Genomic DNA, 17,479 nt, shown 5'->3' on the forward strand with positions numbered 1-17,479 from the left:
ACATTCCATATGGGCTAATACCCAATCCGGCAAGGCTACGGCACGCTATCCGGCAAGGCTGCGGCCGGCTATCCGGCAAGGTTGCGGCCACCAATCCGGCAAGGCTGTGGCTACAACACCCGCATGGGATGATGCTCTGACGAACCGATAGGGCTGGAAGGTAAGCAAACCCGGGAACGTAACTGCCTGGGCTCGTCCCATGCGCAATGTAAACCACGTAGACGCACCGTTTTATCTAGTCTGTGATACGAGACGCTGCGAAGGTCATACCACCAAGAAAAGCCTGCGCCTTATCGTACTCAGGAAAACGCTTTTCCAATGCGCGGAAACGCTGATTATGGTTCATCTCAATAAAATGGCACAGCTCGTGGTGCAACACAGAATCAACCACATATTCGGGCGCGCCCTGCAATTGATCACTAATGCGGATTCGCCCAACGGCAGGAGTCGCAGAACCCCAACGGGTGCGCTGATTCGACACCCACCGGATAGAGACAGGGCGCTCCTCCTCAGATAATTCCAACAACTCGGGAAGGTAAGTATTCATCAGGAATTCGGCACGCTGAACCAGGTACTCGTCGGATGCGAAGCGCTCGCGAGCTGCGGTTCGTTGCGTCCGCTGACGCTCAAGCCGAGGCAGCAGGGACGCTAAAGCATCGTTAATTTCTGCTTGGCTTGCGCGCGCGGGGACGAGCAGACGCACAGAACCGTCAGAATTATTTTGTGCGGTAATGGTGCGGGTTCGTCGGGTAGAACGCACTATTTCAATAGCTGGATGTTGATCAGTTGCGGGAATTATTTCAGTAATTTTTGCTGCTCGTCGAGTGGCCGTAATTTGCTCCTTAAATTCTTTATTGGGATTTATAGTGTCGCCGATGAGAACACTTTGTGCATTTCTGTTCACGCTCAGCTGCAGCCTTGCCGGATTGCTGATCGTGGCGGCACCGCAACCCATTCTCAGAAATGCAACCCGTGCATCCTAATACTCGGGAGAGGGTATTAGTTCCGAGTCTTACCTTCGGGGTGAATATCATCGAGGAATCGCGATCGTTTGCGGTGTCCTCGTCCGCCGTGCGTGCGCGATAGCGACCAGCTGAACGTCAGGTACTTACGCGCGCGCGTGATTCCGACGTAGAGCAGTCGGCGTTCTTCGTCGATTTCGTCGCTGGTTTTGGCGAAGGTGATGGGTAGCAGTCCTTCGTTGAGTCCGCAGAGGAACACGGCGTCCCATTCGAGGCCTTTGGCGGCATGGATGGAGGCGAGCGTTACGCCTTCCATAATGGGTGCGTCTTGATTGTTTTGGCGGTGTGCCAGGGTTGCGACGAGTTCGTAGAGGGTGAGGTTCGCGGGGATAGGCATGCCGTCGCGTCGTGCTGCTTGCTGTTCTTCTGCGCGGTCGGCAATTAACGAGTCGGTCATGGTGACCAGTGCTGCGAGGGATTCCCAGCGTGCTCGGACTGCGCCGTTGTTTTCGGGCGCAGTGTGGCTATAACCCAAGGGCTTGAGCGTGTCTCGTACTACTTCTGCAACATTTTCGGTGCCGTCTGAACCTGCAATAGTGCCTTTAAGAGCCTGAATTGCTTGTTTTACTTCACCGCGTTCAAAGAATTGTTCTGCACCGCGCATCTGGTAGGGAATATTGGCGCGCGAGAGCGCACTTTCAATAGCGGCAGATTGTGAATTAGTGCGATAGAGGACAGCAATTTCACTGGGTGCTACGCCGTCTTTAGATACTAAATCGGCAATATCTTCGGCAATTCCCTGTGCTTCTTGATCGTCGTCGGCATAGGAGAAAAACTCGGCAGATACGCCGGGGCCTCGTTGTGAGCGCAGCTCTAGGGGAGGCGCCCAACTATAGCGGGTGGAGTCGGGGCGCGGCTTGCGTGCAGCCAGTAGCTGATTGGCTAGTTCCACAACTTCGGTGTGGGAGCGGTAATCGCGAATGAGCCGCACGGTGACAGAACCGGGGTATTTTTTAGGGAATGCGAGCAGATGTCGGCTGGTCGCGCCGGTAAATGAATAAATAGTCTGTGACGCGTCTCCCACGACACATATATCCTTGCGTCCTCCCAGCCACGCGTCGAGCAGTCGCTGCTGCAGGGGAGAAACGTCTTGATATTCATCCACCAGGAAATGACGGTATTGGTTGCGAATTGTTGCAGCAAGCTCGGGATTATCTTCAATAATTCCAATGGTGAGCAGCAGAATATCTTCAAAGTCGATCATATTTTTTTCGTCTTTGAGCTGTTCGTACATGGAATAAAGTTGCACCATAGTGTGCGGGGTAACGGCGCTGGGTAGCATATGCACAGGCATATTTTCCATGAGCATTTCGGGCGTTAGCATGCTAACTTTTGCCCATTCAATGACGGCGGCAATATCACGCAGAATTGCGCGGTCGGTGGGCAGCTGCAGGCGTCGCGCGGACTCGGTGATCAACGGCGATTTGTGCTTAATAATGTCGGGAAATGACCCGCCGACAGCTTGCGGCCAGAAGAAGCGTAGCTGGCGTAGCGCGGCGGAGTGGAAGGTGCGTGCTTGTACGCCGACGGCTCCTAGGGCGCGCAGGCGGACTTTCATTTCTTCTGCGGCGCGCGTGGTGAAGGTGAGCGCCATGACTCGGTTGGGCACGTAGCGGCCGATGGCGATTCCATAGGCGATGCGGTGCGTAATGGCACGGGTTTTGCCGGTTCCGGCGCCCGCGAGTACGCGCATGGGCTGGTCGAGTTCGGTGGCTACGCGGCGCTGTTCTGCGTCGAGGCCTTCGAGGATCGATTCGGGGCTGGGTGGCTGTACGGGGGTCGCCTGCCCGATGGGCGCCGGAGCGTATCCCTGCGCGTAAGAGCCGCGTTGTGTATTCCCACTGCGCTGTGCATTTCCTCCGCCGTGCGCGGGTGCGGTGCGGTAGCCTCCAGCGGGATTGCCGGGTGCGGGGTGCTGGCTCATAGTTCTCCTTGGCTGGGGCTCACGGTGCGGGTGGAAAATGACAGGCAACGCGACCAATACGCAACCGGCCGAACACACGCCTTCAACCTGCACACAATATAGACAGGGACTCTTATACTTTACCCTCTCGCCCGACCGGGCTGCCGGGCGCGCCGTTATCTTCGCTGTCAGGGGTAAAGTTTCGTTATAAACTACCGGGTGAGTGCAATCTTAGGTAATCTTAGGATGTGACTTTACATCCGCTTCATCTTGCTGCAATTGTTTCGGCGGGCATTCCGGGAATTTACCCGGTGGGTGCCCAAGAGCTCCCTGACGCCGTGCGCGGTTATGATGCTGCCGTGATACAAGACTCAGCGGAGCGTCGCTGGCGCGTACTGGCACCCCAAGACGCCGAAACCAGCATCCGCCTCGAAGCAGAACACCTGATTCTGCAATCCTTTACCCCCGCCCTGCGCGCCCGCCTGCCCTTCGCCGTGCCCACCGTCGCCGGCACCGTGCCCTACGACGGCCGCAGCGTATTCATCTACACCTACGTGCCCGGCAAAAGCTACAGCATCAACAACCTCGCCGCGCTCAATGCCCAGGTGGCGCGCGCTGCAGGAGCCCACCGCGACCTCGCCCAAGAAATTGGCACCGACATCGCGACCCTGCACGTAACACCCGAAGACATTATTTATGAGGCGGACCTGCCCTCCTATAGCGCCGAGGAGCTGCGCGTGCGCAAGGCATCCGAGCTGGAGCGCGCCGCCGCCAGCGGACATATTCCCGCCGATTTGCTGCACTATTGGCGTATGCTGCTCTCGCCCGAGCACCCCATGTGGCAATTCCGCCCGCGCGTGGTGCACGGCTCGCTGGATTCTGAGAAGCTGGTGCTGAATCGCGGTAAAGTTGTTGAAGTTACTGGGTGGTCCGAATTACATGTAGGCGATCCGGCGATTGATTTCGCATGGCTATACTCCTGCGAAGATACCGATTTTGCTGACCGAATTATTGAAATTTACCGTCAGCAAATGCCTCAGCTGCCCGATGCATATTTGGCGGCTCGCGCTGAATTCTACGCCGATTTTGCCACCGCACGATGGCTACTCAACGGCATGAATTCCGGCAATGATGAAATGGTTCAAACTGCGCTATCGATCATGCTGGATATTCAAGACGATCTGCGCGCTACCGGCCGTATCTCCTAAACGATTTTCATATGACTAGCGTGTGATAGATATAGGCTGTGCTATACACCCGCATGGGATGATGCTCTTTAGGTCCGGTAGGAAGCCTAACGCAAGTGAAGTCTGGAACGTAACTATATTGGCATCGTCCCATGCGCTTTATTCGATTTTTAAGGCTAGGTCGCGTTCCGAAGAAAAGGCGTTCGCGCACGACCTGTGCCTTCGCGCTGGGGCGCGAATGCCCAGCTAATAGCGCTCAACCTTTTCCTCTTCCCGCTCCGCTTTCGCAGATGGCTGGGGCTCGTCCTATGCGCTATGTAATAGAGTCAGATATTCGGAGTCTCCATAATTTATCTCCGCGTCGCGAATAGTATTTTTCGTCGCGAGGGAAGACACCCCTCGCGACGAAAAATACTATTCGCGACGTGAAGGGGAATCTAAACACCCACATGGGATCAGCCTCTGACGAACCGGTAGGAGTGCCAACGCAAGTGGATTCAGAAGGGTTCCTCTCTGGGGCTCGTCCCATGTGCTGTATCCGACCCAGTCCTTAGACATCTTATTTCTACTCAGACACGTTATAACCTGTTTCAGTACCCCACCCCCAGCGCCTACAATAAAGACATGACCGTGAAAGTATTAATGACACGCACGCGTGCTAAGGCCGCTGAGTTCATTGAGGAATTGCAGCAGCGCATGCCCGGTATGCATATTGATTGCGCGCCTATTTTTGAGCCCGAATACCTGCCCTTTAGCCTGCCGAATGACCTGGCGGAGTACGCCTATATTACGGTCACCAGTGCTAACACAGTGCATGCTCTCACGAACTCCCAAGTGAACCGGATACGCGCTGCGGGCGCACCCATTGCCTGCGTTGGAGGCGCCACCGCTAAAGCGCTCACCAAGCGCGACCTGACGGTTGTTTTTACGCCCAGCCGTGCGGATGCTTCCACCATGCTGGCTGAGCTTCCCGACAGCCCCGCGGGCAGTACCGATAAGGTACTGGTACTGGAGGGAGCCACAGCACGCCCGACTCTGCGCGAGGGGCTCGCTGCTAAAGGCTATACGGTCACGGTTGAGAAGACCTACAGCATGCGCCCGGTACCTGCCGAGCACCTGCATGCGGGGGAGTGCTCCCTGGAGTACGCTCAGCAGCACTTGCAGAGTTATGACTGTGTGGTGGCTACGGCTCCTTCGCTGCTGACGGCGCTCGCACTGAGCCCGGAGTACCTGCACGCTCAGCAACATCCCCACGATATACCGCCGCTAGAAGCTATTGCATCGGGGTTAGCAATCCAAGACCCCCAGGCTTATGTGAATGGCACTTTCCCGCAGAATCTGGTGGCTATTGGTCGTAGTACGGCAGCGCGCGCGGAACTTATGGAGCTGACTCATAGTGTATCGGCAACCCCCAGCGCGAGCGATTTAGCGGCGGCAGTACTCGCCCTGCTAGACCCCAAACAGTCAAGAGAATAACAGCGAGGTGAATGGCGTGCAGGCTGTTCTCTGACAGAGCCAATGCTAGGGGAAGGCATAGCTCAGCAGCGCATGATCTAGCGACCGCAGTACTCGCCCTGCTAAAACCCAAACACTCAAGGGAGTAAGATTCCTTGAGCCGTAGTAGCGTGCTCCTATCGCCTAGCATCTTCTACCTATACCCCAAAGAACAGTAAGTACACGAGCGTAGATATATGGCGCGCCTACAGGAGTACCTCGCAGATTCACCGGGCGTAGGGTAAGGGTAGATTTCCCCAAATATCCTACCGTGTCGCCGCCCTGTCTATCTGACATACCGGCCAGCAATGTTTTATAGTGGAAGGTGGAGTGTCTCCGGCGCTCTGCCCTGCGTGATCACCTGCGGGGCTGGCTCTCTATGTTAGAGGTTGGCTTATGGAACTGGTCCGTCGTCCGCGCCGTTTGCGTTCGAGCGCTGCTATGCGTGAGTTGGTTGCTGAGAGTGCGTTGCGCCCTTCGCAGCTGATTCAGGTGTTTTTTGTGCGTGATGGTATTGATTCTCCTCAGCCGATTGCGTCGATGCCTGGGCAGGTGCAGCATACTGTTGAGTCGCTGTTGCCGGCGGTTGAGCGTGCGATTGCTGCGGGTGTGCGTGCGATTGACTTGTTTGGTGTGCCGCTGGATGACGATAAGGACGAAACTGGTTCTATCGCCTGGGATCCGGATGGTATTTTGAATCGTGCGATTGCTGCGGTGCGTGATCGTTTTGGTGACGACGTTGTGGTGATTGCTGATACGTGCCTGGATGAGTTTACGACTCATGGCCATTGTGGCCCGCTGGTTGATGATGGCCGCGGTAACCTGGTGGTTGATAATGATGCGTCGGTGGAGGCGTATTGTCGTATGGCTGTGTCTCAGGCTCGTGCGGGTGCTCATGTGGTCTCGCCTTCGGGTATGATGGACGGCCAGATTGCTGCGATGCGTGAGGCGCTGGATCGTGCTGGTTTTGAGGATGTGTCGATTCTGGCGTATTCGGCGAAGTACGCTTCGGCGTTTTTCGGTCCGTTCCGTGATGCTGTGGGTTCGACGTTTAAGGGTGACCGTATGACCTATCAGCAGGATCCTGCGAATGTTCGTGAGTCTGTGCTTGAGGTGCAGCTGGATATTGAGCAGGGTGCGGATATGGTGATGGTTAAGCCTGCCGGTTCGTATCTGGATGTGGTTCGCCGCGTGGCGGATATGTCTACTGTTCCGGTTGCTGCCTATCAGGTCTCTGGCGAGTACGCGATGATTGAGGCAGCCGCCGCGAACGGCTGGCTGGACCGCAAGCGCGTGGTTATGGAGTCCCTGCAGTCCATTCACCGCGCCGGCGCTGACATGATCCTCACCTACTACGCTACTGAAGTAGCGGAGTGGCTTAATAACTAATACTAGAAAGGAAATACATAATGGTTTCTACCCCCCCCCGTAGATACTGAGGAAACCCAGGATTACGAAGAAGAATATCGTAATTCACATCTTACTGATGAGGAGCGTGAAGATTTAGAAGATTCTTCTGAAGCCTCACCTCGTGTAACCTATAAAGGGCAAGATTTTGATATTGAAGGTCTTGTTCGACGTATGGGACGTAAGCAAATCTTAATTCCTCGATTTGGTGATTTAGAAGATAAAGATTTGATTGAGACTGCTAGTTTTCAGCGGGGATTTGTATGGAAAAAGCAGCAGATGGATCGATTTATTGAATCGATCTTAATGGGTTATCCTATCCCTAGTATATTTCTGGTAGAACAAAGTGATAATAAAAAGCTTGTTCTTGATGGCCAGCAGCGCCTTACTACTCTGTATCGTTTTATGAATGCAGAAGATGAATATAAGGCAAAAGATCTTCAGTATGTATCTGATGAATATAAAGGATACTCTTTCAAGACCTTGCCCGAGGACTTAAAGAATAAGTTTATTGATACGTATCTTTCTGCCGTTATTGTTAAATCGTCTCCTAATCCGGATGACATGAGTGCAATTTATCAAATTTTCGAACGCCTTAATTCTGGGGGTTCTCAGCTTACACCTCATGAGATTCGCGTCGCACTGTATGGCGGTGAAATCGTGCATGAAATTACCCAGCTTAATCATGACGGAAACTGGCGAAAAATTTACAATAAAATTGGCGATGATAAACTGGATCCTCGTGTTCGCGATCATGAGCTTGTAACCCGTATTTTAGCTATTTATCTTCACGGTGCAGAATATAAGAAGCCGATGAAGTCTTTCTTGAATCGTTTCTTGGAAGAAAATAAAGACGGTGTTACTGATGGCGCTGCAGAGGCTATTCAGCTTTTTAAGAAAGCAAGTGCGCTGCTGGCAGAGATTGACGAGGACAAGAATCGAGTGCTACGTCTGTCAACCACCTCAACTGTTGCAGTTGCATGGACTGACGCTCTTTACTATGGACTCATGAAAAAGCTCTCTACTGAAGGGGCTGTAACCCTTCAGGCTTTGAAGGGTATTATTGAAGATTTGCGTGGCTCTGTTGATGTTAAGGGCACTGAGCTTCATAATGCGTTTACTCGTGCAGGTAGCGATGATAAGCAGCTTAAATTACGTCTTGCTACTGTAGCAAAGGCATTTGGGGTGTTGTAAGATGACTAGCTTTTCGGTGAGGCAAGGTATTTATGATAGTGCAGATGACCTGCGGAATTTAAGAGAAGTAGCGCAACATATAGAAATCATTCGAGAATCATTAAATTCATTTTATGGGGTTCTTCAGGCATTGCGTCATGACGAAGATCTTGAACGTCTAGATGATATTGTCAATTCGCTTGATAATTTGGAAGATGCGATATCTAAATTTCTTCTTCTTCGTTCTGCTGGGCATGTAGAATATGTTGTAAAGAATATGGTGAAGGACGCAGTTAAGCATTATGTGTTGAGAGACAGCTCGCAAGAATCTGAGTACTTTACTAAGCTTCTTAATTCTGCTCTTGCGGATAATCAGGTGGTAAATCCTTCTTGGGGTAATATTGTGAAACATATTTCACAATATGATAAAGACTGGAAAGAAGCGATTGATGACCGTATAGATGAGGATGCTAAAGAAAATCTTAATAGAATAACAAAGATTCGTAATAGCGTTGCTCATGGAGGGAGTCAGAATGTCTCTCGAGTGAAAGCTATTGAAGATAGTGAATTTGCTGAAGAATTTGCTAATATTGTAGTGGATGTTATATCTCCGAAAGGCTAGTCAGAAGGAAATCTAATTGTCTCTGAGCGTAAATATATAGAATGTGAACTAGAACCTGCAGGCTGTGAAGTATAATAAATCCCTGCAGCTGTAGGCAGATTAGAAATGTTTGCCCACCAGGTGTAGGGTTTACATCGTTTAGGATGGTTCTCCGGGGCTCTTGTATTTGCTTTGTACCTGAACTAGAGAGCGCCGCCCTAAACGGCTACATATAGCAATCCGGCCACATCTGAAGTAGATGCGACCGGATTGCGGTCGTAGAACACTTATCCCATGTGAGGACAGCGTAAAGCGAATAAAGCGCATGGGACAAGCCCCTGGGAGTAGCGTTCCCGGGGGCTCTTACGTTTGTTTCTTACCTGAGCTAAAGAGGCTCATCCCATGCGGGTGATATATGACCTTCTGAACCTTTAATAAAGCAATCCGGCGTAAGCTGGGGATTGCTATCAGGCCTCGCAAGCTTCGGCCGGATAGCAATCCGCAGCATAGCCGGATTGCAGTCTAATAACTACTGCTCTTCGCTAGGAGTATCCTGATCCTCACGAGAAGCACGGTATTCCTGCAGGCGTTCATTGAGCTGTTCGCGGGTGAGCTCCAGGCGTTCGGCGGCCGCCTCGCGCGCTTCCACCAGCTGCTCGCGAGTCTGCTCGAACTGCTCAGCCAGCTGTTCGCGAGCCTCAGTTAGCTGCTCGCGAGTCTGCTCGAACTGCTCAGCCAGCTGCTCACGAGCCTGACCGAGCCTCTCTGAAGCCTGCTCCACAGCCTCCTTCAGGCGCTCACCCGTCGGGGTTGCAGTAACCTTACCGTACATATCATCCACATACGCCTGGAAATCAGCCAGCACCTTAGCGCGCTTCACCTTCTGAGAAGGGGTCAGGTAGCCGTCTTCCTCCGTCAGATCCTTAGACATAATACGGAACTCACGAATGGCCTCCGCGCGGGAAACCAGCTGGTTCGCCTCATCCACAATGCGCTGAATAGCCTCACGCACCGTCGGGTGCACCGCAGCCTCCGGCATAGCCAGCGATCGCGGCAAACCCAGGTGCTCCAATTGATCCGGCAGGGTATCCGGATCAAGAGTCACCAGAGCCGAAATAAACGGCTTCTCATCGCCCACCAGCATCGCCTGAGAAACCAGGGGAGAGGTGCGCAGATGATTCTCAGCAATCGCCGGGATCACGTTCTTACCGCCGGCAGTCACAATAATTTCCTTCTTGCGACCCACAATCTTCAGCAGACCCTGCTCATCAAAACGTGCCAAATCGCCGGTGCGGAACCAGCCGTCCTCGGTGAACGCCACAGCGTCCTCTTCTGGGTTCTTATAGTAGCCGCGAATCACGCCAACACCGCGAACCTCCAGCTCGCCATCTTCAGCAATACGACCCTCAGCACCCGGCAGCAGCGGGCCAATAGAACCAATCTGAAAACCGCGAATACGACCGGCAGCAATGGGTGCGCAGGTCTCGGTCAGGCCGTAACCCTCCACCACTTCAATACCCACTGCGTGGAAGAAATGATTCAGGCGTACACCCAGCGGGCCACCACCAGAGACCGCATACTTCAGCTTGCCACCCATAGCAGCGCGCAGCTTAGAGTACACCAGCGCATCATAGAACTTATACTGAGCCGCCAGCTTAAACGGCACGCGACCGGCAACCTTCGCCTGGCTCCAGCGCACCGCAATATCCACACTGCGCTCAAAAATACGCTGATTAGCGGTGCCGCCCTTAGCGGCCTTCGCCATGGCGCCCTCGTATACTTTCTCAAAAACGCGAGGAACCACCAGCAGGAAGGTTGGCTTAAAACTATCCAAATCCGATGCCAGGTTCTTAATATTGGGCGAGTGACCAACCACCACGCCCGCATCCAGCGCCAGCACCTCAATCAAACGCGCCAGCACATGCGCCAGGGGCAAGAACAAAATCAGAGAGTTCGAAGGGTTCGCGATCTCCGGCTCCACCATCTTGGTGTTCACGCTCAGGTTCAAGAAATTACCATGGGTGAGCGGGCAACCCTTGGGGCGGCCGGTCGTGCCGGAAGTGTACACAATGGTCGCCAAATCCTCGCCGGAGGCAAAGGCGCGGGAAGCCTCCACCTGCTCGTCGGTCACGCCCTCGGCAACACCCAGAGCAATCAGGGAGTCCAAGGCGCCATGATCAATCACCCAGGTGTGCTCCAGCTCAAAAGAGGCGAACTCGTGCGCTGTCTCAACGATGGCGGCAAGCTTATCGTTCTCCACGAAAATCGCCTTGACCTCGGCATGCTCCAGGGGGTACGCCACCTGAGCCGCGGCATTGGTCTCATAAATCGGAATGGACACGGCACCCGCATACCAGAGAGCAAAATCCAGCACGGTCCACTCAAAACGAGTACGGCACATAATCGCCACGCGATCGCCCGGCTCAATACCGCTCGCGATCAGGCCCTTGGCAACAGCCACCACCATGGAGCGGAAGGACTGGGCGCGCACAGGCTGCCAGTTACCGGGGGACTTCTGCCAACGGTAAATCACGGGGTTGGAAGAATCGGCGCAGCGGCGCTCAAGAATGCTGGTCAGGTTCAACGCCGGGTCGCACATAACCTCTGCGGGAACAGAATGAATCATCATTGACGTGCCTCTCTACTGCACTGTGCGCGTATCGCGCACCAAACCGTTAATGAACGAGCCGGTTTCCGCCAGCACGAATGCCGCGTCCCGATCCAGGGTTGCCACATGGTAACTATTGGGCAACCACCTAAATTCTACCGGAGATGAACAATGTTCCAGAAAAAACTCGTGGGATGAGTCCGAGACCACATGATCATTGCGGGAGCGCAAATACAGCACCGGCGCCTCCACACGGTGCACCAGTGAACGCGTCTCCTTACCCAACAGATGCAGCTGATAAATCGCCGCGGTGGGCGTGCGGCCATAACTACCCTCATCCACACCAGGAATGGAAATATCACTACCAATAGACGCCAAAGAAGGCAACAGGGGAGCAAGCCAGCGTGCGGCGCCCATCATGGGGTTCACATCCACCAGGAAGGGGTTAATCAGCACCAGTCCCTCAACTTTAAAACGCGCCGCAATATTAATCGCCAGCGCACCGCCCATAGACATACCCACCAGCACCACCTTAAAACCCAGCTTAGTCAGGCGACGATAGGACAGTTCCACAGAACCCAGCCACTCGCGATAGGTGGAGTCAGCCAGAGCAGCGGTATCGGTGCCGTGCCCGGTCAGCAGCGGCATTTCCACCGGGTAGCGGTTCTCACACAGATAATCGGCAATGGGGTACATGGAGTGCGGGGAGCCGGTAAAACCGTGAATAATAATGACCGCCGTATCATTATCGGCAGTGGCGCGCCCACCGGCGTAGTGAATCGGCTCGTGACGATACCCCTCGGGTGCATAAGCAATAGTGCGGGAGTTCAGCGGCACGCTCGCCAGGGCCTTGAGAGCGGTCATCAGTGGCAGGGAGGAGGCGCGCTCCGCCTGGCTCTGCATATGCTGCACGCCCTGGCTAACGCTCTGCTGAATCTTTACCTGCGCCTGCGCGGTCTTTTCCCGGGTAGCGGTGTTCAGCTGCGCCAGGCGTTCCTGGGCGAATTGCACGCGCGCATCGTGACCGTAGCGTTTGGGCTTATCCTGCTGTTCCTGCGCTGTGGATTGGGCAGCTTGGGTGTCCAATCGGCGTTGGGCTACCTGTTTGAGGTCGTCAATAAATTTCATGGCTCTCTCCTGCTGTGTCTAGGCTATCTTACCCTCTGACGTCGCGAATAGTATTTTTCCTCGCGAGGGGTGTCTTCCCTCGCGAGGAAAAATACTATTCGCGCGGCGGGGGAGGGGTGCAGTACAGTAGAATCAAAGACAAGAATCCGCTCCGCTCAACACACAGAGAAGACTATGTACGAATTTCTGAAAGCCGTTGGTACCCCGCTGTCCAATATGCTCTACAACCATGAGGTCACCGGCCTGGAAAACCTGCCCGAAGGCCCGGCAATCCTCGCCAGTAACCACCTGGCGTTTGTAGACTCCATTTTTATTCCCCAGGCTGTGGGCCCCAAGGTGCATTTTTTGGCAAAGAGCGACTACTTCACCACCCCGGGTTTGAAGGGTGCCGCTATGCGCCAGTTCTTCACCCGCACCGGCCAGCTGCCCATGGATCGATCCGGCGGTTCTAAGAGCGCCGAGTCTCTGCAGGCTGGTCTGGATATTCTGGAGCAGGGCGGCTACCTGGGCATTTATCCCGAGGGCACCCGCAGCCCCGACGGTCGCTTCTACCGCCCCAAGACCGGTGTTGCGCGCCTTGCCATGCTCTCGGGTGCGCCCGTGATTCCGGTTGGTCAGATCGGTACCGATTTGGTGCAGCGCGCTGGCTCCAACCGCCCGCACGCGCGCTACGCGGGTCAGAAGATTACCGTCAAAACCATTATTGGTAAGCCCCTGGACTTCTGGCACTACTCTTCTCGTGCCGAGGACTACTCGGTGCAGCGCGGTGTTGCCGACCGTATTGGTGAAGCGATTCGTGAGCTGACCGGCCAAGACTATGTCGATGTAGACGCAGCCAAGGTCAAGGCGCTGATGAAGAGCGAGGGCCTAACTGCACGCCAGGCAAGTGAGCAGCTGCTGGCTGAAAAGAGCTAGCCTGTAGCAGTGCAGCTGAGGCTGATGCGATATGCACACAAGGCGCCCGCGCCTGGTAATTCCTACCGAGCGCGGGCGCTTGCTTTACAGGTTTTTGCACCCTGTTCAGGGTTCGTTTTCTAGCGTGATGCCTGCACTTCGCTTAGAGCGAGGGGTAACTAACCATAAGCCTCGCACCTCGCCTATAATGGTGTGTGTAGCCCGCCGCACACAGACAAAACGCAGCAGGCACCAACCGGTACACCATAGGTAAGTGAGACACACATGAGCACCGAAACCACCGCAGCAACCAACGCCAAAGCCATCGACTACGGTCTGGATAACTGGCGTAAACTGCACATTGACCAGCAGCCGACCTGGGCCGAGCACCCTGACTATGCGCCCACCATCGCAGAGCTGAACGCCCTGCCCCCGCTGGTCTTTGCCGGCGAGGTAGATGCCATGCGCTCGCAGCTGGCTGAAGTTGCCGAAGGCAACGCGTTCCTGCTGCAGGGCGGCGACTGCGCCGAAACTTTCGAAGGTGCCACCGCTGATAAGATTTCCGGCCGCGTGAAGACCCTGCTGCAGATGGCTGCGGTGCTCACCTACGGTGCGTCCATGCCTGTGGTGAAGATGGGTCGTATGGCGGGCCAGTTCTCCAAGCCGCGTAGCTCCGATATGGAGACCCGCGGCGAGGTGACCCTGCCGTCTTTCCGCGGTGAGACTGTCAACGGCTACGATTTCACCCCCGAGGCGCGCGCCCACGACCCGAAGCGTATGCTGCGCGGTTACCACACCAGCGCCTCCACCCTGAACCTGATCCGCGCCTTCACTAAGGGCGGCTTCGCTGACCTGCGCAGCGTGCACGCCTGGAACCGCGGCTTCACCGACAACCCGAACCATGCACGCTACGAGCAGACCGCACGTGAAATCGGTCGAGCACTGAAGTTCATGGAGGCCTGCGGTGTTGATTTCTCGGCGCTGAAGACCACCGATTTGTACACCGGTCATGAGGCGCTGGTGCTCGACTACGAGCGCGCCCTGACCCGTATCGACTCGCGCACCGACCTGCCCTACGACACCTCCGCACACTTCCTGTGGATTGGTGAGCGTACCCGCGGTCTGGAGGATGCGCACGTGGACTTCCTCTCCAAGGTGCGCAACCCGATCGGCGTGAAGCTGGGCCCGACCACCACCGCCGAGGACGCTATCGCCCTGATTAACAAGCTTGACCCGAACCGCGAGCCGGGCCGCCTGACCTTCATTACCCGTATGGGCGCCGGCATGATTCGCGAGAAGCTGCCCGCAATCGTCGAGGGCGTGCAGCGCGAGGGCGCGAAGGTCGTGTGGGTGACCGATCCCATGCACGGCAATACCATTTCCGTGCCCAGCGGCTACAAGACCCGCCGCTTTAACGATGTCATGGACGAGGTGCGCGGCTTCTTTGAGGTGCACGAGGCACTCGGTTCCTTCCCCGGTGGTATCCACGTGGAGATGACCGGCGACGATGTGGCCGAATGCTTGGGCGGCTCCGACCCGGTGAATGAGGAAGAGTTCGCCGATCGTTACGAGTCGCTGTGCGATCCTCGCCTGAACCATGCGCAGTCCCTGGAGATTGCATTCCTGGTCTCTGAGTACCTGAAGGGCCGCCGCGGCACTAAGTAAACCGACATACCAATGACCCCGATACATCATGTATCGGGGTCATTTTCTTATGCTCTGTGAGCCTGGATAGTAGAGCCTTATAGCTAGAGCCCTGTATTAGAGTCCTGTACTAGAGTCCCAGCGTCTTAGAAATACCCTGCCAAAACGCCGATTGCAGCAGGGAAGTCGCCAGCAACCAGCCCAAGAAACTCGCCAGCAGCATCAAGAAAATCAGACCCAGCACACCAATACCGGCGGTTGCCGCATCCAGGGGAGTGCCCAGAGTTTCCTCCGGCACACGCGGATTGCGCGGACGCACCGGCGCCGGCTCAGCGGGCGCAGGCCCAGAAGTGGCACGCGGGCGCGCATAGGCATTCGGGGACGCCGCACCGTGAATCATCGAGCCTGAGGGGGAGGTATAAGAACTCGAAGACGGGGGAGCATCCATAACATTGGCGGTCGTGCCGGTCACGCCCGCCACACCGGGAGTGCCGGAACCCTGAGTGTAATCAAAAGCCACACCGGCACTAATAGCCTGAGTAGCGCCGGGCATCACCTGCTCCAGAATCTCCGGGGCATCCTCAGGTTCCAGGGTCGGAGGCAGCACCGATTGCGCGCGAGTCGCCGGGCCAAAGCCCACGGGAGCATCGGTTGCCTGCAGAGACTCGGCAGAGGAGAAGTACTGACCCGAGGGCAGCACACCGGAAATCAAAAGGTCATTGGGGGCGTTAATCGCGCTAATGGGTGCGCTGGCAATCAGCTTATCCCTACCGCTATTGGCGGTCAGCTTATCAATCTCATCGTGCAGGCTCAGCAGAGGAGGCGGCACCGGGCCATTACGCCAGGCACGATCGGCAGGGCTCAGACGCTGATTCAGCTCGGTCAGAGCCGCGAAAAGCTCAGCGGCGTCCTCGGGACGGTGTGCCGGGTTGCGGTTAGTGCACCAGGCAATAATGCCCGCAATATCGCGGTCAATACCGGGAGCCACCGAAGCAATGGCGGGCATATCCACATTCGCATTGTGGAAGAGAACCTCCTGGTCGCTCGCCAAACCCACAAAGGGCAGACGACCAGCCAGCATACGGTACATCATCACACCGATCGCGAAAATATCCGCCTGTGCACCCACATGAGCCTGCGGGTCCAGCACCTCGGGCGCAGTGTAGGCGGGGGTACCCATGGGAGCGCCCGCCTCAATCTGATCATCGCGGCGAGTCAGACCGAAATCGGCAAGTTTGACCGTGCCATCATCGCCAATCAAAATATTGCCCGGCTTAATATCGCGGTGCACAAAACGATGAGCGTGTACCTCGGACAGGCCCTCAACCACCGGCAGCATGAGCTCCAGGGTCTCGCCCAGGGACAGGCAGGAACGCACACTGAGCAACTGGGAGAGGGTGCAGCCGTGCACATACTCCAGCACCATGTACATGACCTGGTTATTGTCAATATATTCGGTGCCGGAAGAGAGCACCGCAATGGTGTGGTCGCTGCGCACGCGGCGCAGGGAAGCTTCTTCTCGGTGGAATTTCTGGCGGTTGGTCGCCGACAGAGCCAGGCGCGGTGAGAGTACCTTGACCGCTGCGGAGGCATTGGAAAAGAGGTCGGTGGCGTAGTAGACCTCGCTCATGCCGCCACGACCAATCATCTGGTGCACCTGGTAGCGCCCCTCAAGGGTGGCGCCGGTCAGCCATTTTTGGTGGGTTTTGGGTAAAGAATCAGCTTCAGACATCACTCATGATTTTACGGGCTTTTTGAGGAGGCTGCGCCTGCTTTGGGCATTGATGGCGCTCTTCTCAGCAGATTCATAGCTTAGGGCGTAGGGGAGGTACTGCCGTGCTGACATTGGTGGGGCGACTGCCAGGGGTGGCTGGGGCGCGGCGGGGACGCGCCGGGGCGGTAGAGCCGGCGAGAAAAGAGGGGAGCGCCTCAATATAAAAGCGCGCAATAACTGGCAAAGAGAGGGCATATCTGGCAATCTTAAAGGGTGACTACTGAAAATATTGCAGAAACCTTCGCTCTGGTTGGCGAATGGGTAACCATTCCCGACATTGCCGAAGCGCTGGACCTGAAGGTAACCCGCGTCCACAACCTGATTTCCGATGGCTCCCTGATCGCCCTGCGCGACCCTGCCGATAACGATATCCGCAAGGTGCCCGCCCTATTCCTGAACGGCCACAAGATCCTTGAATCTCTCAAGGGTACCCTGGTGGTTCTCAAGGACTCCGGCTTTAGCGATCAGGAGGCGATCATCTGGCTGTACACCGAGGATCCCTCCCTGCCGGGGCGCCCCATTGACGCTCTGATTGACGGTCGTAAGACCGAGATTCGCCGCCGCGCACAGGCTCTCGCCTGGTAATACAGGCGCAGGCGCTCGCTCGATAATACGGCGTAGCACTAAGCCCCGACCCTTTGATG

General features: G+C 55.7%; 13 protein-coding genes. 8 read left to right on the forward strand and 5 right to left on the reverse strand.

Annotated features, from left to right (window positions below):
• Positions 1 to 235: 235 nt before the first annotated feature.
• On the reverse strand, positions 236 to 760 hold the full coding sequence (locus tag Q4P78_RS07760) for a M48 family metallopeptidase (protein WP_303339793.1): 525 nt from the start codon (positions 758 to 760) through the stop codon (positions 236 to 238).
• Positions 761 to 999: 239 nt separating this feature from the next.
• The gene (locus Q4P78_RS07765; RefSeq protein ID WP_303339795.1) at positions 1,000 to 2,946 is read right to left on the reverse strand and encodes an ATP-dependent helicase; all 1,947 of its coding nucleotides are present in this window, start codon (positions 2,944 to 2,946) and stop codon (positions 1,000 to 1,002) included.
• Between the two features lie 227 nt (positions 2,947 to 3,173).
• Between Q4P78_RS07765 and Q4P78_RS07770 the strand changes: the two genes are divergently transcribed.
• The 5 genes from Q4P78_RS07770 (at position 3,174) to Q4P78_RS07790 (ending at position 8,808) form a co-directional block, all read left to right on the forward strand.
• Complete coding sequence (locus Q4P78_RS07770) at positions 3,174 to 4,133, forward strand: phosphotransferase (RefSeq protein ID WP_303339796.1); 960 nt, start codon at positions 3,174 to 3,176, stop codon at positions 4,131 to 4,133.
• Positions 4,134 to 4,754: 621 nt separating this feature from the next.
• Positions 4,755 to 5,588, forward strand: a complete 834-nt coding sequence (locus tag Q4P78_RS07775; RefSeq protein WP_303339797.1) for a uroporphyrinogen-III synthase — start codon at positions 4,755 to 4,757, stop codon at positions 5,586 to 5,588.
• A gap of 414 nt (positions 5,589 to 6,002) precedes the next feature.
• The gene (gene hemB, locus Q4P78_RS07780) at positions 6,003 to 6,995 is read left to right on the forward strand and encodes a porphobilinogen synthase (protein WP_303339798.1); all 993 of its coding nucleotides are present in this window, start codon (positions 6,003 to 6,005) and stop codon (positions 6,993 to 6,995) included.
• 192 nt (positions 6,996 to 7,187) lie between these two features.
• Positions 7,188 to 8,207 carry a DUF262 domain-containing protein gene (locus tag Q4P78_RS07785; RefSeq protein WP_303339799.1) on the forward strand — a complete coding sequence of 340 codons (1,020 nt, stop codon included), beginning with the start codon at positions 7,188 to 7,190 and terminating at the stop codon, positions 8,205 to 8,207.
• Position 8,208: 1 nt separating this feature from the next.
• Positions 8,209 to 8,808 carry a HEPN domain-containing protein gene (locus Q4P78_RS07790; RefSeq protein ID WP_303339800.1) on the forward strand — a complete coding sequence of 200 codons (600 nt, stop codon included), beginning with the start codon at positions 8,209 to 8,211 and terminating at the stop codon, positions 8,806 to 8,808.
• A gap of 508 nt (positions 8,809 to 9,316) precedes the next feature.
• Here Q4P78_RS07790 and Q4P78_RS07795 read toward each other — a convergent pair.
• Together Q4P78_RS07795 and Q4P78_RS07800 are read right to left on the reverse strand one after the other, a co-directional pair.
• On the reverse strand, positions 9,317 to 11,416 hold the full coding sequence (locus Q4P78_RS07795; protein ID WP_303339801.1) for an AMP-binding protein: 2,100 nt from the start codon (positions 11,414 to 11,416) through the stop codon (positions 9,317 to 9,319).
• 12 nt (positions 11,417 to 11,428) lie between these two features.
• Positions 11,429 to 12,523, reverse strand: a complete 1,095-nt coding sequence (locus tag Q4P78_RS07800; protein ID WP_303339802.1) for a carboxylesterase — start codon at positions 12,521 to 12,523, stop codon at positions 11,429 to 11,431.
• 174 nt (positions 12,524 to 12,697) lie between these two features.
• Between Q4P78_RS07800 and Q4P78_RS07805 the strand changes: the two genes are divergently transcribed.
• Positions 12,698 to 13,438 carry a 1-acyl-sn-glycerol-3-phosphate acyltransferase gene (locus tag Q4P78_RS07805; RefSeq protein WP_303339803.1) on the forward strand — a complete coding sequence of 247 codons (741 nt, stop codon included), beginning with the start codon at positions 12,698 to 12,700 and terminating at the stop codon, positions 13,436 to 13,438.
• A 264-nt stretch (positions 13,439 to 13,702) separates the two neighbouring features.
• Positions 13,703 to 15,082: a class II 3-deoxy-7-phosphoheptulonate synthase gene (locus Q4P78_RS07810; protein ID WP_303339804.1), complete on the forward strand. Its 1,380-nt coding sequence runs from the start codon at positions 13,703 to 13,705 to the stop codon at positions 15,080 to 15,082.
• A 109-nt stretch (positions 15,083 to 15,191) separates the two neighbouring features.
• On the opposite strand, the gene Q4P78_RS07815 is transcribed toward Q4P78_RS07810, so the two are convergent.
• Positions 15,192 to 16,793, reverse strand: coding sequence for a serine/threonine-protein kinase (locus Q4P78_RS07815; RefSeq protein WP_303339805.1), 1,602 nt, complete (start codon positions 16,791 to 16,793; stop codon positions 15,192 to 15,194).
• Between the two features lie 255 nt (positions 16,794 to 17,048).
• Here Q4P78_RS07815 and Q4P78_RS07820 point away from each other — a divergent pair, with 255 nt between their 5' ends.
• Positions 17,049 to 17,420 carry an Rv2175c family DNA-binding protein gene (locus Q4P78_RS07820; protein WP_303339807.1) on the forward strand — a complete coding sequence of 124 codons (372 nt, stop codon included), beginning with the start codon at positions 17,049 to 17,051 and terminating at the stop codon, positions 17,418 to 17,420.
• The last annotated feature ends 59 nt before the right edge of the window (positions 17,421 to 17,479 follow it).

Origin of the sequence: Rothia sp. (in: high G+C Gram-positive bacteria) (assembly GCF_030540545.1) — a bacterium.
Classification (GTDB): domain Bacteria; phylum Actinomycetota; class Actinomycetes; order Actinomycetales; family Micrococcaceae; genus Rothia.

Coding starts and splice junctions, on each gene's coding strand:
- Q4P78_RS07810 (WP_303339804.1), top strand. CDS start 13,703: ATGAGCACCGAAACCACCGCAGCAACCAACGCCAAAGCCATCGACTAC.
- Q4P78_RS07800 (WP_303339802.1), bottom strand. CDS start 12,523: ATGAAATTTATTGACGACCTCAAACAGGTAGCCCAACGCCGATTGGAC.
- Q4P78_RS07795 (WP_303339801.1), bottom strand. CDS start 11,416: ATGATGATTCATTCTGTTCCCGCAGAGGTTATGTGCGACCCGGCGTTG.
- Q4P78_RS07765 (WP_303339795.1), bottom strand. CDS start 2,946: ATGAGCCAGCACCCCGCACCCGGCAATCCCGCTGGAGGCTACCGCACC.
- Q4P78_RS07790 (WP_303339800.1), top strand. CDS start 8,209: ATGACTAGCTTTTCGGTGAGGCAAGGTATTTATGATAGTGCAGATGAC.
- Q4P78_RS07785 (WP_303339799.1), top strand. CDS start 7,188: ATGGGACGTAAGCAAATCTTAATTCCTCGATTTGGTGATTTAGAAGAT.
- Q4P78_RS07805 (WP_303339803.1), top strand. CDS start 12,698: ATGTACGAATTTCTGAAAGCCGTTGGTACCCCGCTGTCCAATATGCTC.
- Q4P78_RS07815 (WP_303339805.1), bottom strand. CDS start 16,793: ATGTCTGAAGCTGATTCTTTACCCAAAACCCACCAAAAATGGCTGACC.
- Q4P78_RS07775 (WP_303339797.1), top strand. CDS start 4,755: ATGACACGCACGCGTGCTAAGGCCGCTGAGTTCATTGAGGAATTGCAG.
- hemB (WP_303339798.1), top strand. CDS start 6,003: ATGGAACTGGTCCGTCGTCCGCGCCGTTTGCGTTCGAGCGCTGCTATG.